Consider the following 15877-nt stretch of genomic DNA (forward strand, 5'->3'; position numbering starts at 1 on the left):
GTTGGGGTTGCCCACCGTTCTGCCAACGGTGAAGGGGACCTCGAGGCCTGAACTTCCCTGTCTTCCTCGAAAAGGCTGTAACGATGAAATATCTATTGCCCACTGTTGCGGGCTGCGCTTCTATTGCGCTGGTCGGCACCTTAGCGGTCACGGCACCGTCGGCTTCCGCAGCCACGACGACGCCTGATGTGTCCAAAGAGGCGCTGAACGTCAGCAAAGAGGGACTCAACGTCCCCGGTGCCCGCGATTCCAGTGATTCCACCGCCACTGCCGCCAACCAGAGCGCCACGAGCAATCTGCCGAATATCTTCAAGTCGCAGACTGCACTGGCCTCGGCCAAGGTGCCCGATATCGTCAACGCTTCGGCGTCGGCATCTGCGGCTTCGGTCAACAACGTCTCCGCCGGACTGACCTCCGGGGGCGACGACGCCGTGCCGTCCGAGGGATCGGCGCCGTCCGAGACCGAGCAGGCTCCTGCCGAGGGCGCAGAGACCGAGACCCCGAAGTCCGAGGACGAGGACGCGAAGGATTCGTCCGACGAGTCGAAGGCCGAGGGCGAAGACGACATCTCCGGTTCGGTCCGTCAGAAGACCGAAGACGGAGTGAACATCGCGCTCATCTCCGATGTCCTCGACGTTCCCGCGAACAACCCGAGCCTTGTCGGCTTCACCTTCTCCGAGTCGAAGTCCAATATCCGCATCCAGGTCCGCACCAAGCAGGGTTCGGAATGGGGCAATTGGGACACCCTGGACGAAGAGCAGCAGGAAGAAGCCCAGAACAAGGGTTCGGAGCCGATGACGGTGTCGAACGCTTCCGCTGTGCAGATGCGCATCCTCGGTGACTCCGCGCCGAGCGAGGCCGAACTCGTCCTCGTCGATCCGAAGAGGGACGCCGGCGACGCTCAGGCCGTCGCCGAGAACGATCCCGTCGAGCTCGACGATCAGGTCAGCGGCGACTCTGCCGGTGCTGAAACCGCGCCGGAGCAGTCGACCGAGGACTCGACCGACGCCGAGGCGGCATCCGCAGAGAACGTCGATGCGGCCGCCGGCGCGACGGTGACCAACCAGAACTACGTACCCGGATCGTCGACGGTGGACACCGTGGCGAAGAAGGTGTCGAAGCCGAAGATCGGCTCGCGCAGCTCGTGGGGTGCCAAGGCCTACCGCGGCAGCCCCGATTACGCCAGCGGCATCAAGCAGGCCGTCGTTCACCACACCTCCGGTTCGAACAGCTACTCGGCTGCCGATGTTCCCGGAATCATCCGCGGTATCCAGGCCTACCACCAGCAGGGCCGCGGCTGGAACGACATCGGATACAACGTCGTCGCAGACAAGTACGGCCGCCTCTGGCACGCTCGCGGCGGTGACGTCTCGAAGGCCGTCATCGGCGCTCACGTCGCCGGACACAACACCGGAACCTTCGGCATCTCCGTGCTGGGTACCTACAACAGCGCGGCCCCGCCGAAGAAGACACGCGATGCCGTCGCCTCGGCGATCGCCTGGAAGTTCTCGATCAACGGAATCTCCAAAGCGACGAAGTCGAACCTGGTCGGCCACCGCGATCTGGGGCAGACCGACTGCCCGGGTGACGCCTTCTACGGCAAGCTGGGTGAGATGCGTTCGACGGTCAATTCGATCCTGAAGACCGGCGAACAGCCCAGCGACAGCAAGGACGACGACAAGTCCAAGGACGACGACAAGAAGACCGAGAAGCCGAAGGCGAAGACCTCGATCGAGAAGTACGCCGAGAAGAACAAGCTCGGCAAGGCTCTCGGCAAGGAATACGACGTCAAGGGCGTTTCTGGCGCCAAGGCACAGAAGTTCGAGAAGGGCACTGTCTACTGGTCCAAGAAGACCGGTGCCTACCACCTGTCCGGAGCGATCGCTTCGGCGTACAAGGGCAATGCAGTCACCGACTTGGGGCTGCCCACCTCTGCGGAGAAGGGCGGCCTCAAGGGCGGGGGCGTCGCACAGCGCTTCGAAAAGGGCTCGTTCTACTGGTCGAAGAACACCGGCGCCCACTACACCTCCGGCACCATCATGAAGTACTGGGGTGACAAGGGGACCGTCAAGGGTCACCTCGGTTACCCCAAGTCGGACGTGGTCTACAAGAAGGGCCGCGGTGAGCAGCTCTTCGAAGGCGCACGTCTGGTCTGGGCCGAAGGCTACGGAACCACCGAGTTCTCTCCCAAGGGTTCGATCGCCGGCGGAGTCAGCGACGACAATGCTCCGGGCGGCGCGACGCCGCCGGGAGACGATTCCACCGATGACAAGTCGCCTGCAGACTCCGGGGAAGGTTCTGCAGACGACAAGGACTCGAAGGACGATAAGTCCAAGGATGATTCCAAGAAGGACGACAAGTCCAAGGACGACAAGTCCAAGGACGACAAGAAGAAGGACGACGACAAGAAGAAGGACAAGCCGTCCAAGGCCGAGAAGATCGCGGCCCAGCGTGCGTCCATCATCAAGGATGCGAAGGCCAACCTCGGCGTCAAGTACGTCTGGGGCGGGACCTCGCCGAAGTCCGGTTGGGACTGCTCGGGTTACACCCAGTACGTCTATGGCAAGAACGGCATCAAGCTGCCGCGCACAACCAGTCAGCAGCGTTACGCCGGCAAGGAGATCTCGCTCAAGGACGCCAAGGCCGGCGACCTGATCTGGATCCCCGGTCATATCGGAATCATCTCCGAGACCAAGGGCCAGATGTACGATGCCGGCTCGACGCGGACGAACACCACGAAGCGCAGCTACAGCTGGATGCTGAACCGTGGAGCCAAGGTCATCCGCGTAGTCGGCTGACACCAGGCATCGAGGACAGGGCGTACAGCGCCTGCCGGCCAGTGCCCCGAGGACGAACCCATTGTGGATCTCCCTCGGGGCACTGTCTGGTTTCCCGGACGATTCCGGTTGCGGCAGTGACCGGTCGATATGTATCTGCGCAGGTGACAAGCGGTGAATAGATTGTGACTTCGGCTGAACAGTCAGTGAAGTGCCGACCCCGGCCACGACAGCGGGGCTAGGCTGGACTGAGCACAACCGGAAATCACCGGATGTGAATCCAAATCGATCCTGTCAAAAGGGGGCCCGCAGTGCATCGTCTGCACAATACGGTCAAGAAGTTCGAATGGGGCAGCACCGACGCGATTCCCGCGATCCTCGGCACAGTCCCGGACGGCACCCCCTGGGCGGAACTCTGGCTCGGAGCCCACCCGGTCAGCCCCTCTCGACTCGACGTCGGGCACACGCCGTCCCAGGCTCCGCTGGAACGGCAGAACCGCCTCGGCGGGCAGCAGCCGACGGGCGGCGTGGCGACGGAGGCCGAGCCTCGGCTCGGACCCAACCTCATCGAGTACCTGGCGGGGGACCCTGAAGGTCTGCTCGGCCACGACTCCCTCGAGTCCTTCGGAGCGCGACTGCCGTTCCTGCTCAAGGTGCTCTCGGCGAGCAAGGCCCTGTCGATCCAGGTGCACCCGAATCGCGAACAGGCCCGGGCCGGATTTGCCGCCGAGGAAGCGGCCGGACCGGCGCTGGACGCTCCCGACCGGAACTTCAAGGACGCCTCGGCGAAACCGGAGCTCATCTACGCGCTCACCGACTTCCACGCGCTCACAGGGTTCCGCCCGCGCAAGGCCGTGCGAGCCACGTTCGAACGGATGCTCTCCCAGCCGCTGACTCCGCCGTCCTTGGACGTGCTCGGAGCGATCATCGCAGCGCTGAAGTCCTTCAGCGAATCCAAGGCGCTGTCACGCGCCGTTGAAATCATCCTCAGCGATCCGCGGACGCCCGGGCTCGTCGACGAGGTCGCCGCCCACGGGATCGACGAACTGCCGGTCGGACACATCAGCCGGTCAGGCAGCGCGGTCGACCCGGCGCAGACATTCTGCGAGCTGGTCACCGACTATCCCCATGACCCTGGCGCGCTGGTCGGACTCATGCTCAACCGAGTTCACCTGCAGCCGGGAGAAGCGCTGACCATGGACGCCGGAGTGCTGCATGCCTACCTCTTCGGCACAGGCATCGAGATCATGGCCTCGAGCGACAACGTCGTGCGCGGCGGGCTGACCTCGAAGCACGTCGACATCGAACAGCTGTCGAAGATCACGGACTTCCACGCCGGTGCACCCCGGATGGTCGAACCCGATCACTCGGGAATGCTGCTGGGACCCACCGATGACTTCGCTCTGCAGGCACTGCGGTGCCCGCGCACGACGACGGTGGAACGGCGCGGTGCGGCGATCGTGCTGTGCACCGCGGGAACTGTCACACTCAGCTCGCTCGGCTCGACGCTCACCCTCGAACGTGGGCAGAGCGCCTTCATCGCGGCCAACGAACCGACGGTGACGGCCGATGGCCACGGCGATGTGTTCGTAGCGACCACCGGACTGAATTCCGGTGCTGCCGGCCGCTGAGCGCGCGCTGTCCGCCACCACCGGCGGCTGAGCTCGTCTGCTCAACTCGCCCCAGCGAATGCTTACTCACCCCTGCTGATCGGTGTGCAGGGCCCCTGCAGAATTGTTGGGTCGATCCGCGGTGATTTCTTCAACGTAACCACCGTGGGTCGACCCAACAATCTGCGTTTCCTACGGTGTCGAGCAACGTCCGACGGTCCTGACGGACGAATCCGGTGTTCGGCGGCGGTCGACGCCAGCGCGTGGGTGGTCAAGACTGCGGTGCGCCGGCAGCAGAACACAGAACAGTGGTCACGTTCGGATGCTTCTGAGCGATCAGAGAGAGCATCCGAACGTGACCACTGTTCGATCACCAAGTGTCCTCGTTCGGACACTGCACGCGTGAGGCCCGGGCCGGTCACCTGGAACTCAGGCGGCGACCTCGATGGTGGGGACGTCCTCGGGGACGATCACCTCGGCGCCTGTCTTGTCCTTGACTTCGTCGACGGTCACGCCCGGGGCGAGTTCGACGAGGGTGAACGTGTCACCGCTGACGTCGAGTACGGCGATATCGGTGATGATGCGCTCGACGACGCCCTTTCCTGTCAGCGGCAGCTCGCACGACTTCAACAGCTTGTGCGAACCGTCCTTGGCGACGTGGTCCATGATGACGATGACGCGCTGGGCACCGTGCACGAGGTCCATCGCGCCGCCCATGCCCTTGACCATCTTGCCCGGGATCATCCAGTTCGCGATGTCTCCGTTCGTGGCTACCTGCATGGCGCCGAGGATCGCGGCGTTGATCTTGCCGCCGCGGATCATCCCGAAGCTCGCCGCAGAGTCGAAGTACGCGGCGCCCGGGTTCATCGTGACGATCTCTTTGCCCGCGTTGATGAGGTCGGGGTCGATCTCATCCTCTGTCGGGTACGGGCCGACGCCGAGCAGGCCGTTCTCCGACTGGAGCACGAGGTGGACACCCTCGGGCAGAAAATTGGGCACCAGGGTCGGCATGCCGATGCCGAGGTTGACGTAGCTGCCGTCTTCGAGTTCCTGGGCGGCACGGGCCGCCATCTGATTGCGTGTCAATGACATTTCTGTGTCTCCTCAGGCTTCTCGTACGGTGCGCTTCTCGATGGGCTTGTCCGCCACCTGTTCGGGCGTCAGCGGCACCACGCGGTGGACGAAGACGCCTGGCACGTGGACCATGTCCGGATCGATCTCGCCGGGTTCGACGAGCTTTTCGACCTCGGCGATGGTGATGCGAGCCGACTGTGCGGCCGGGGGATTGAAGTTCCGCGCCGAGGAGTGGAAGACGAGGTTGCCGTGCCGGTCACCGATCGCGGCACGCACAAGTGCGTAGTCGGGAGCCAGGGACTTCTCGAGGACGTATTCCTTCTCTTCTCCGAAGGTGTCGAAGACCTTCGTCTCCTTGGCCGGAGATTCCTTGACGACGTTGCCGTCCGCGTCGTACTTCCAGGGCATGCCGCCCTCGGCGACCTGCGTCCCGGCGCCGGTGATGGTGTAGAAACCAGGGATGCCGGCTCCTCCTGCACGCAGCTTCTCCGCCAGGGTGCCCTGCGGGGTGAGTTCGACCTCGAGTTCACCGGAGAGGTACTGACGGGCGAATTCCTTGTTCTCGCCGACATACGAGGCGATGATGCGGCGGAGTCGTCCGTCGGCGAGTAGAATGCCCAGTCCGCGGCCGTCGACGCCGGCGTTGTTGGAGATCACCTCGAGGTCTTTGGCTCCCTGGTCTTGGACGGCCCGAATGAGGAATTCGGGCACGCCCACGACACCGAAGCCGCCCACGGCGATCGATGATCCATCTGCAATGTCGGCCACCGCTGCTGCGGGGGTATCAACTACTTTGTCCATGTGCCCAGTGTGCCATGGACCACTCCCAGCCCGGCGGCCAGGTCCGTGATGCGAGCATCGTCGACTCTGCTGGTGAGCAGGACCTCACCACCGCCGAGGAGGTGCTGCAGAAAGCGCGGCCACTCGCTCGGCAGCGGGGTCGAGTTCGAGGCGAGCAGTCCCTGCGGGCGGGCAGCGTCGGTCGATTCGGAACTCGTCCAGTCGATGATCTGACCGTCCACTTCGAGGATTCCCGAAGCGTCGAGGCGACGCGCTGTGACATCGGGGTAGGCGCGGATGGCGGAATTGACGTCGATGAAGTCGGTATCGACCGGGGTGCTCAGCGCCAGGGCCGGGGGATTGAAGACGAAGACCTCGTCGGCGTCGGCCACCTGGTCATCATCCTCGCGGCCGAAGGGGACGAAGGCTATGAAGTCCTCGTCCGGTGCCTCGTGCGCGATGACGACGCGGCCCCCTGCCAGCAGGACACTGAGGACAGCGACGAGTTCGCGCCAGTGCAGCCCCTCCGGCAGAGGAGCAAAGAGAGTGAAGTCCGGTCCGAGGTCGTAGTCGCCGAAGAGGCCGACTCCCTTATTCACCCAGTTCGAGACGACCGGGCCGGTGAGGTCGAGTCGATCGAAATCGGGCCCGCGCCAGATGAGGACGGGCCCGCCGGTGCGCGCGATGACTGAGAGATCCATATCCGCTTCCATGATTGTGTTCCGAATGCAGTCTGTCGGGAGGGTCAGTGAACGATGAGGCCGATGTCGATCGTCACCCCGCGGGGGAAGGCCCCGAGCTCACCATCGACCCAGTGATAGCGCGTGGAGGCGCTGAGATCCTCGGCGAAGAGGGCTGTATGGAGGCGTTCGACGAGAGATCCGAGCCCGACCATCGCCTCGAGCAGGGGCGGGCCGCCCGATTGGGCGGTCGCCGGTGAGTCAGAGGGGCTGAGCGAGATCCGCGATCCCGACCCCTCGATCCGCATCCGCCAGGCTGCATGGCCGGGAGTCCGCGACTGCCCGGCGCGGACGACGCGGATCGCTCGAGACACCCTTTCGAGGATGTCGTCGCTGTTGTCGCCGGCAGGGGCGCTGCCGGGCAGGTCGGTGACTCCCAGGCCGCGCTGAATGGCTTCGACATGGCCGTGTCGGAACCAGTCCTCGCCGAGGTCGCGGGAGAGTGCACGGGCACCTTCGCGGCCGTTGTCGAGGTATCCGCCGGCTCCGCGGACCAACGCCATGGGCAGTCCGCGGGAGGAGCCCTTGACCAAGTCGGCGGCCGCTGCGATCTCATCGGCGATCGCGCGTACCGTCACGGTCTGGACGCGCCCGTCGTCGTCGGGGCGACCGCGCTGGTCGTCGAGACCGGAGAAGCCGGACAGGCCGATGGCGATATCGCCGACCCCGACCCGCCACGGCCGTGAACTCGTATCCGAGATGACCAGACCGATACGCACCTCGAAGGCCTGCTCGACCCGTCGGCGCAGGCCGTCGGCGGACCGGTCGCTGTCGAGTGGATGGAGGATGACGGCACCGCCGGAGTTCGACTGGTCGAGACCCGCTGCTGCCTGAACAGTGCCCGCCGGGGTGCGCACGATCTGCACGGTGGTGCCGGAGCGATAGGAGCGTTCAGCGACCAAGTGGGTGCCCGTCTCCGCGACGAGTTCTTCGAACTCGGCACGATCTGAGACCGTACGCAGGCGTCCCTCGGCCTTGGAGACGACTTTCGAGGCGACGACGAGGATATCGCCGTCCTTGAGGTCGATGCGGTTGCGCCGGAGGGCGTTGATGAGGATCGCGGAGAGGTCGGAGCCCGACGCGATCTCTTCCTCGACGGGAGGCGCGTAGACGGTGAGCAGACGGTCATTCATGCCAGGCCACCGGTGATTCCACTCTCATCTCTCCATAATCCCATTGTGGGTGCCCACTTTCTAAATTCTCCAGGTTTGCTCAGGCGAATCCCACAGGTTGTGCCCTATGGCCGGGCCGTGACCTATATATGGGGTTCTGGGCGCGTGTGCATGTGAACGCATGTTCGAATAGCGTCTCACGGGGTGTCTCGATACTCCATAAGGGCTTGACGGGGCGGTAATGACACACGTGTAATTTATACCTAAGGGGAACGCGCCGAGCAGGGATCCTTCAGGATTCGACCGTACATCGGACTGATCGCCTCAGTCACGGTACTGGACCTGCTCGAGCGTGAGAAAGGGGAAAACCGTGCAAAGTGCACAGAGAGAATGGCGGGAGAGAGAAGACTTCACCGCCGCACCGGGAGTCACCTCCCGCCGTGCCGAAGACTGGTTCATCGAACCGGGAGCACGTACACCCGAGACGCTGCCGGATCCGCTGGCCGTCGATCCGAGTGATCTGACGCCGCTGCCGCCGGACAATTCCGCCGTCTCTCCGCTGTCCCTGCTGCTGGGAGCCGCAGACGACGGTGAACTGTCCTGGCAGGACCAGGCCCTCTGCGCTCAGACCGACCCCGAGGCGTTCTTCCCGGAGAAGGGCGGATCGACTCGTGAAGCCAAGCGGGTCTGCGCCTCCTGCGACGTCCGTTCCGAATGCCTCGAATATGCTCTCGCCAACGATGAGCGCTTCGGCATCTGGGGCGGAATGTCCGAACGCGAACGCCGCCGGCTCAAGAAAAAGGTCGTGTGAGTCAAGCCGTCACCATCGTCGTCGTCTCCGGCGACGATGCCAGCAAGGTCGAGCTCGAAACAGCTCTTCGTCCGCACTACCCCGAGATCCCCGTGGTGGATCTCGGGGGGCGGACGGTCCGCGAAGCCGGTGAGATGCCGGAGATCGCGGAGTCGGATTTCCTGTGGTTCCTCACCCCTGACTCCCGTCCCGAACCAGACTGCCTCGATGAGCTGCTCGACGCCATCGGGGAGACGGAATCCATCGCCGCCGTCGGACCGAAGCTCATCTGCTCCGGCCGCATCGTCTCCGCCGGAGTGAGCACCACCTCGGCGGGGGAGCGTTTCAACCCCGTCGGCTCCGGGGAGATCGACCAGGGCCAGCGCGACAGTCAGATCGAAACACTGGGTCTCGACCTGCCGGGCCTGCTCATGGCCACCACCGAACTCGAGCGCATCGGGGCACCCTCCCGTGTGCTCGGTCCCGCCTATTCCGGTCTCGAATACTCCCGTCGTCTTCGCGACCTCGGCGCCCGCGTGCTGCTGGCCCCGCGAGCGCGGATGGAGATCTCCTCTGCGTCCGCTGCCCGGCTCGGCTCCTCGCCCCACCCGCCGAGGTCGAAGTCCCAGATCCGGACGGAGCAGCGCTACCGTCTCAGCCTCGCCGGTCAGGGGCTGGTCTCGCTGTTCTGTCTCCTTGCTCTCGGCCACCTCGGCCGAGTCATCGGCGGGCTGCTGTCGAATAACTTCCGTCCTGCCGGGTGGCACCTCGGTGCGCTCATCGGCCTTCCCACAGATGTGTCGACCACCGCCCCGCTGAGACGTGCCAACGCCCGTCGCAACCGTGTGGCCAGACGATCGAACACCGGACATGTCGCCGCGCTCTACGCCGATGACGAAGAACTCGCCGTTCAACGCCGGACGATGAGCGGTGAGAGCGATGACTCTCGTCCGGCGGAGGTTCCCACCGGCGGCCCCGACGCCGATGCCGAACTCAACCCGGTCGGCGACACCGAAGAGGCCATCGACTCCTTCTCCCGACTGGAGATCTCCGGCGGTTCCAGTCTGCTGCGTGCACCCCTGACCTATGTGATCCTTGCCGCCGTGGTGATGAGCGGGGTCATCAGCTTCCGACTCTTCGGTCCCGGCCACCTCAACGGCGGCGCCCTGGGTTCGACCGACATCGGCTTCGGCGAGATCGTCGACCGTCTCCTCGGACGTCACCTCGACGTCTCGACCGGTGCGGCGGTGCCGGCCGACCCCTACCACCTTGTCCTCGGTGTGCTCTCCCTCCTCTTCTTCGGCCATGTCGATGTCATGGTCCGCTCCCTGCTGTTGGCCGCGCCGATCCTGGCCGCCATCACCGCCTACGCGGGAGCGGGGAGCGTACTGGCACGGCGATGGGTGCGCGGCTTCGCCGCCCTGCTGTGGATCGCGTCTCCGCTGTTCACGGCCGCACTGTCGGACGGTCGCCTCGGCGTGATCCTCGTCTGGATCTGTGCCCCGCTGGCGGTGCTGACTCTGCGCCGCAGCCTGAGGGACGGATCGATCGCCGCAGCAGCGGGCAGCGGCCTGCTGCTGTTCGTCATCACCGCAGGCATTCCACTGCTCCTATTGGTCACGGTCCTCGGTACCGCGGTGCTTCTCGTGGCAGGACGCGGCCTGCGCCATCTGTGGCTGCTCGCCCCGACCGTGTTCCTGGGCTGGCCGTGGCTGTGGGCCGTCGTCCGCGAGCCGGGAACTCTTCTCACGATGCCCGGACAGACCACGGCCACCGAGTCCGTGCCGACTTATCTGCTTGCCGTCGGGTTCCCTGCTCCGCTCGACATGTCCTGGCTGACGAAGCTGATCTCCGATCTCGGCTTCGGCGGGGTCTCTGCCGGCGCCCTCGAACTCTGGGCGCCGGTCCTGATGCTGCCGATGCTCATCCTGGCCTTCTTCACCCTCATCGAAGCCCGGCTCGAACTCTCTCGCCTGACCTGGGCGGTCGGACTCTACGTCGGCGGTCTCATCCTCGCCGCGATCCAGGTGCATCTGCCCGCGGAGACGGGACCGTTCCACCTCATCGCCTCATACCCCGCAGCGGGACTGACCCTGGTCAGCCTGGGGTCGATCCTGCTGCTGTCCCTCGGCGCCGACCGCACCGTCGGTCGCCGCTCCGGGCGCAGCCGAGACACCGGTTCGTCCTCTGCGAAGAGTGCGGCCAAGGGAGTCTCCGCGGCATCCGGCCGGCTGCCGATGCGCGGCCTTGTCGGGCTCGTGACCGTAGCGGCCATCGGGCTCATCGCCATCGGCGCAGGACGGGCCACGTCCTCGCTCGAAGCGGTCACAGCGACCTCCGACAGCAACGTCCCCGCACTGGCAGCTGACCGCGCAGCGGGGGAGACCCAAGCGCGCACTCTCCGCCTGGACAATGTCGACGGAGAGGTTCTGGCCACCCTCATCGCCTCTGCCGACGGCACGGTGCTGGGCACATCGACGGTGACCTCGGCGGAAACCGTCGGAGGGTGGCCGTGGCAGCGCCGCCCGCTGCCGATCACCTCCGACCAGGTGCTCGTGGCTCAGGCCGCGTCCGCGCTCTCGGCCGATGACGCCGGTGACCTCGGCAGCATCCTCGGCGAACTCGGCGTCGATTTCGTCCTCGTCGGCCCCGATGCCGGCAGCCTGACCAACTCGGTATCCGTCTCCGAGGGCCTCCTGCCGGTCGGACCCACCTCGTCCGGACAGCTGTGGCGCGTCGACAAACCCTACAGCGGCCGTTTCCTCATTCGCGACGCCGAAGGGAAGGTGTCAACGGCGGCGATGAAAGGCACCACCGCGACGGTGCCGGCCGGTCAGGAGGGGCGCACTTTGACCATCGCCGATGCAGCGCACGGCATCACCGCGAGCATCGACGGTGAGCCGCTGCCGCAGCCGAAGCCCGGCGAAGAGGCGTGGGCAAGCGAATTCGACCTCCCCGCAGCCGGGGGAACGGTCGAGATCTCGCTGAACTCACCCCTCTACCCGATCGGCGTCATCGTCGGATGGGTGCTCGGACTGCTCAGCCTCATCGTCGCCATCCCCTTCGGCCGGGCGGGGAACGTGACGCGGAAGACCGGTCGTGAGGAGCAACAGGCATGAAGCACCAGCGAAGCATCGTCACCTTCACGGCCATCGCCGTGCCCGGGGTGCTCGTGGCCATGACCTCGTTCCTCACCCCGCTGACGCCCGGCACGCTGGACCGCAGTCCGGAACAGGTGCGCATGCCCACCGCGGACACCCGCGTCGTCTGTCCCGGCCCCCTGCTCACTGCCGGAGAAGCCGAAGGCACCGATGCCGAATTCGTCGACGACTCGAAGGTCTCGACCCGTGTCGTCTCCGCCTCCGCACCGATCGGAGCCGCAGACGGATCGACCTCCTCGGCCCGTCTCCAGGTCGCCGATCTCGGCGGTTCGATCGACTTCGACAATCCCTCCGGCCAGGGCTTCGTCTCCGGAGACGACAGCATCGACTCGACGAAGCTCGTCACCGGTTTCGCCCGTCCTGGGGCTCCAGCCCTGACAACCGGCCTCGAAACCGTCGAAGGCAGCTCAGGTGACCTCACAGGCCTCGCCACCCTCACCTGCGCCCAGGCATCGAGCAGCTTCCGGATCGTCGCCGGATCAGGAGCCACCGGCTCGAACTCGCAGTTGCTGCTGAGCAATCCTGGAGACGTTCCCGTCCAGGCGAAGGTTGCGCTCATGACCCCGGGCGGCGAATCCGCCGAACCGACCGAACTCAGCATCAAGGCCGGTCAGCAGCGTGCCGTCCCGCTGGGCGGGCTGGCTGGAGGGGCAGAGGCCCTTGCCGTCGACGTCACTGTCGACGGCGGAGTCCTGGCCGGTTCCGTCCAGGAGACCGTCCTCGACGGACTCAAACCGCAGGGCATCGACCTCGCGGCCGGTGGGGCAGGGGCCGATCGCCAGCAGGTGCTCACCGGGCTCAGCGGCAAGGATGTGCGAGTCCGGGTCGCGAACCCGAGCAGTGACCTCGCCGAGGTATCCCTGAAGGCGTACGGGCCGGCTGGAGAGATCGACATTCCCCGTTCCTCGATGACCGTTGTCGGCCGCGGTGTCGCCGAGGCCGATCTCGGGGATCTCGACGCCACGAGCCTCGTCGTCGAATCCTCTCAGCGCGTCCAGGCCGGAGCCTTCATCGGCAAAGACGTTGAGAAGGGTGCCGCCGACTTCGGCAGCATCCCGTCGACCGACTCCCTCGCCGAGACCCAGATTCTGGCGCTTCCTCGCACCGGTGAGTCCTCCCTGAACCTCTCGCCCGGTCAGGGACATGTGCAGGTGCAGGGAATGCTCGACGACGGAACGCTGACCGATCCTCAATCGATCGACCTCAACCCGACGGGAACCACCGTGCTCAATCCGAGCGACGTCTCCGAGGAGTCGGTGCGCGCACTCGTCCTCAAAGGATCCCAAGCCTCGGGCTCACAGGCCGATGGGGTGCATGCGACCCTCGTCGTGACCACCGAGGACGGAATCTCCACGGTCGTCCCGGCGCCCGCTCCAGCAGGTGTGGCCTACCGGGATATCCGGCTCGGCTGAGGTCTCACGAACCAGGACCCTGCGGTGACTGCGGATCTCAGGTGCGACGGAGGATATCGACCTGGTCCGCCACCACCTCGGCGATGAGCGCATCCCGGACGTCACTGCCGGCATGATCTTCGATCACCCGCCGATAGAGGACGATATGGGTGGGACGGTCCCCGGCCGCCGGGAACACACGGCCGAAGCTCGGTTCTGTCGAACTCGCCGGTGGGACGGAATCGACCGCCAGCACCACCTCGGCGAGGAGGACGGGCTCGTGCCTGCGCATGCGGGCGAACTCGGCGGCCGCGACCTTCGCAAAACTCTCCGCCCGACTCAGCCGCGCGGGCACCTCGGCCCGGTGCAGCGGAGACCGCAGACCCCGCCCATGTCGGTCGCGATGTCGCCTTGGTCTCATAGCACTTCATTCTACGTGCGGTGCCGCCGTGCCTGAGCGAATCGGCGGGATGCGGCGTGTAGAGTGTGGGACTGTGTCAGCCGTGAGAATGTGTTCAAAAGTCAGCTGTTCGCGCCCCGCCGCCGCCACCATGACGTACGTGCACGCCGATGCGACCGTGGTCATCGGACCTCTGGGCAGGCGCGCCGAACCGGGCGCTCATGACCTGTGCGCCGAACATGCGGCGAAGCTGACCCCGCCCGTGGATTGGCAGCTCATCCGGATCGACTCCGGGCAGGCCCCGCCCGAACGCAGCCATGACGACCTGCTGGCGATCGCCGACGCCGTCCGCGAGGCCGCCGATCGCGCCGATCAGACCCCGGCCCGGAACGCACCGGGACCGGCCGACGATCCGGCCGCTTCGGGACGTCGACACGGTCACCTGCGCATCATCGGCGACTCATGAGCCACCGCGAGCCGGACTCGACCCGAATCGAACCCGCACAGCAGATTCCGACCGACTCCGAACTCGGACGAGCCCGGACGGCTGCCCTCGACGCCGCCGTCGGAGCCTACGACATCCGCGGTCGCATTCCCGACCAGCTCGACGACGACATCCTGTTCGCCCTCGGTTGGGCCACGGCCCGAGCCATGGCAGAGATCCACACCGCCTCCGAGGTGGTCATCGGCCACGATATGCGCCCGAGCTCTCCCGGTTTCGCCCACTCCTTCGCCGCGGGAGTCGACGCGGCCGGCTCGACAGCCGTCCTGCTCGGCCTGTGCTCGACCGATCAGCTCTATTTCGCCTCGGGCATCTTCGAACTGCCCGGCGCCATGATCACGGCCAGCCACAATCCCGCCGACTACAACGGGATCAAGATCTGCGGACCTCGCGCCGCCGGAGTCAGCCTGGCCTCCGGGCTCTCGCGAGTCAGAGAACTCGCGATCACCGCACCGCAGACCGACGGTCGGACCATCGCCGAAGATGAGACTGCCGCATCCCGGATGCGGGAGCAGTACGCGGCACGGATCCGCGAGCTCACCCACGTCGATGAGGTCACGGGACTGTCGATCGTGCTCGACGCCGGAAACGGCATGGCCGGGCGCCTCCTCGGGGAGGTCTTCGGCACGGATGCGGGAGCCGCCTCGGTGCCCTTCGACGTCATCGGCCTCTTCACCGAACTCGATGGGACGTTCCCCAACCACGAGGCGAACCCGCTCAAACCCGAGAACCTCGTCGACGCGGCACGCGCTGTCGTCGACAACGGCGCCGATCTCGGGCTCGTCTTCGACGGGGACGCCGACCGCTGCTTCTTCATCGACGAGACAGGCGCGACGATGTCGGCCTCGGCCGTCGGCGCACTCGTCGCCGAACGCGAGATCGCACGGGCCCGGGCACTCGGCGACGACCGACCCACCGTCATCCACAACCTCATCACCTCCCGCAGCGTAGCCGAGACGATCACCGCCGCCGGCGGACACGCACTGCGGTCGAAGGTCGGCCATTCGGGAATCAAGACGCTCATGCGCGAAACCGGAGCCGTCTTCGCCTGCGAACACTCCGCGCACTTCTATTTCGACGAGTTCTTCGGGGCGGACTCGGGAATGCTCGCCGCCTGTCACCTCATCGCCGCCCTCGCCGAATCACGCGCCCCCGCCTCCCGTCTGGTTGCCGACTATGACCGGTTCGTGCAGTCGGGGGAGATCAACTTCACCGTCGCCGACCCCGACGCTGTGCTCGCCGACTTCGCCGCACATGCCGGAGACTTCCCAGAGAACACCGTCGACGACCTCGACGGAATCGGCCTGCAGGGTGCGGACTGGTGGGTGAACCTGCGCAAGTCCAATACCGAACCCCTCGTCCGACTCAACGTCGAAGCCGCGGATTCGGCGCAGGTGGACGCGCTCACCCGCCGAGTCACGGACTTCGTCAACGCTCACGCCTGAAGCCGGATCGACGGCAACCGGTCCTCTGCTTCCGTTTCTCGGAATTAGGGCAGTCAGGATATGACCGCTTGCTGACAGTCTTCGCTGTCCGCAGA

Annotated in this window: 12 protein-coding genes; 7 read left to right on the forward strand and 5 right to left on the reverse strand. The window is 65.9% G+C overall.

Translation table 11 applies throughout. The features are described 5' to 3' along the window. Nucleotides 1-83: 83 nt before the first annotated feature. Nucleotides 84-2798, forward strand: a complete 2715-nt coding sequence (locus tag ACOZ9V_RS07160; protein WP_434594769.1) for an NlpC/P60 family protein — start codon at nucleotides 84-86, stop codon at nucleotides 2796-2798. 290 nt (nucleotides 2799-3088) lie between these two features. After that, nucleotides 3089-4408, forward strand: coding sequence for a mannose-6-phosphate isomerase, class I (gene manA / locus ACOZ9V_RS07165; RefSeq protein WP_434594772.1), 1320 nt, complete (start codon nucleotides 3089-3091; stop codon nucleotides 4406-4408). Between the two features lie 408 nt (nucleotides 4409-4816). Here manA and ACOZ9V_RS07170 read toward each other — a convergent pair whose 3' ends face one another. From ACOZ9V_RS07170 to ACOZ9V_RS07185, 4 genes are read right to left on the reverse strand one after another with little or no spacing between them, the layout of a single operon-like run. Continuing rightward, nucleotides 4817-5479 carry a 3-oxoacid CoA-transferase subunit B gene (locus ACOZ9V_RS07170; RefSeq protein ID WP_434594774.1) on the reverse strand — a complete coding sequence of 221 codons (663 nt, stop codon included), beginning with the start codon at nucleotides 5477-5479 and terminating at the stop codon, nucleotides 4817-4819. Between the two features lie 12 nt (nucleotides 5480-5491). After that, a complete protein-coding gene (locus tag ACOZ9V_RS07175; protein WP_434594777.1) occupies nucleotides 5492-6262 on the reverse strand; it encodes a CoA transferase subunit A in 771 nt (256 codons plus the stop codon). After that, the gene (locus tag ACOZ9V_RS07180) at nucleotides 6250-6942 is read right to left on the reverse strand and encodes a hypothetical protein (RefSeq protein ID WP_434594780.1); all 693 of its coding nucleotides are present in this window, start codon (nucleotides 6940-6942) and stop codon (nucleotides 6250-6252) included. The genes ACOZ9V_RS07175 and ACOZ9V_RS07180 overlap by 13 nt, the downstream gene beginning before the upstream one ends. 44 nt (nucleotides 6943-6986) lie before the next feature. Next, entirely contained in the window at nucleotides 6987-8114 is a 1128-nt protein-coding gene (locus ACOZ9V_RS07185; RefSeq protein WP_139907465.1) for a coenzyme F420-0:L-glutamate ligase, read from the reverse strand. A 349-nt stretch (nucleotides 8115-8463) separates the two neighbouring features. On the opposite strand from ACOZ9V_RS07185, the gene ACOZ9V_RS07190 reads away from it, so the two are divergent. The 3 genes from ACOZ9V_RS07190 to ACOZ9V_RS07200 are packed head-to-tail and all read left to right on the forward strand — an operon-like array spanning nucleotide 8464 to nucleotide 13456. Continuing rightward, nucleotides 8464-8904, forward strand: a complete 441-nt coding sequence (locus ACOZ9V_RS07190; RefSeq protein ID WP_276330045.1) for a WhiB family transcriptional regulator — start codon at nucleotides 8464-8466, stop codon at nucleotides 8902-8904. Further along, a complete protein-coding gene (locus ACOZ9V_RS07195; protein ID WP_434594783.1) occupies nucleotides 8901-12002 on the forward strand; it encodes a glycosyl transferase in 3102 nt (1033 codons plus the stop codon). Before ACOZ9V_RS07190 ends, ACOZ9V_RS07195 begins: the two co-directional genes overlap by 4 nt. Continuing rightward, complete coding sequence (locus ACOZ9V_RS07200; protein WP_434594786.1) at nucleotides 11999-13456, forward strand: DUF5719 family protein; 1458 nt, start codon at nucleotides 11999-12001, stop codon at nucleotides 13454-13456. The genes ACOZ9V_RS07195 and ACOZ9V_RS07200 overlap by 4 nt, the downstream gene beginning before the upstream one ends. 37 nt (nucleotides 13457-13493) lie before the next feature. On the opposite strand, the gene ACOZ9V_RS07205 is transcribed toward ACOZ9V_RS07200, so the two are convergent. Continuing rightward, nucleotides 13494-13856: a metallopeptidase family protein gene (locus tag ACOZ9V_RS07205; protein ID WP_259356622.1), complete on the reverse strand. Its 363-nt coding sequence runs from the start codon at nucleotides 13854-13856 to the stop codon at nucleotides 13494-13496. Nucleotides 13857-13944: 88 nt separating this feature from the next. Here ACOZ9V_RS07205 and ACOZ9V_RS07210 point away from each other — a divergent pair, with 88 nt between their 5' ends. Next, nucleotides 13945-14301 carry a DUF3499 domain-containing protein gene (locus tag ACOZ9V_RS07210; RefSeq protein WP_216656773.1) on the forward strand — a complete coding sequence of 119 codons (357 nt, stop codon included), beginning with the start codon at nucleotides 13945-13947 and terminating at the stop codon, nucleotides 14299-14301. After that, nucleotides 14298-15782 carry a phosphomannomutase/phosphoglucomutase gene (gene manB, locus ACOZ9V_RS07215; protein ID WP_434594789.1) on the forward strand — a complete coding sequence of 495 codons (1485 nt, stop codon included), beginning with the start codon at nucleotides 14298-14300 and terminating at the stop codon, nucleotides 15780-15782. The genes ACOZ9V_RS07210 and manB overlap by 4 nt, the downstream gene beginning before the upstream one ends. Nucleotides 15783-15877: the final 95 nt, after the last annotated feature.

Source organism: Brevibacterium sp. 1718 (assembly GCF_051131255.1).
In the GTDB taxonomy this organism is placed as follows: Bacteria; Actinomycetota; Actinomycetes; order Actinomycetales; family Brevibacteriaceae; genus Brevibacterium; species Brevibacterium sediminis.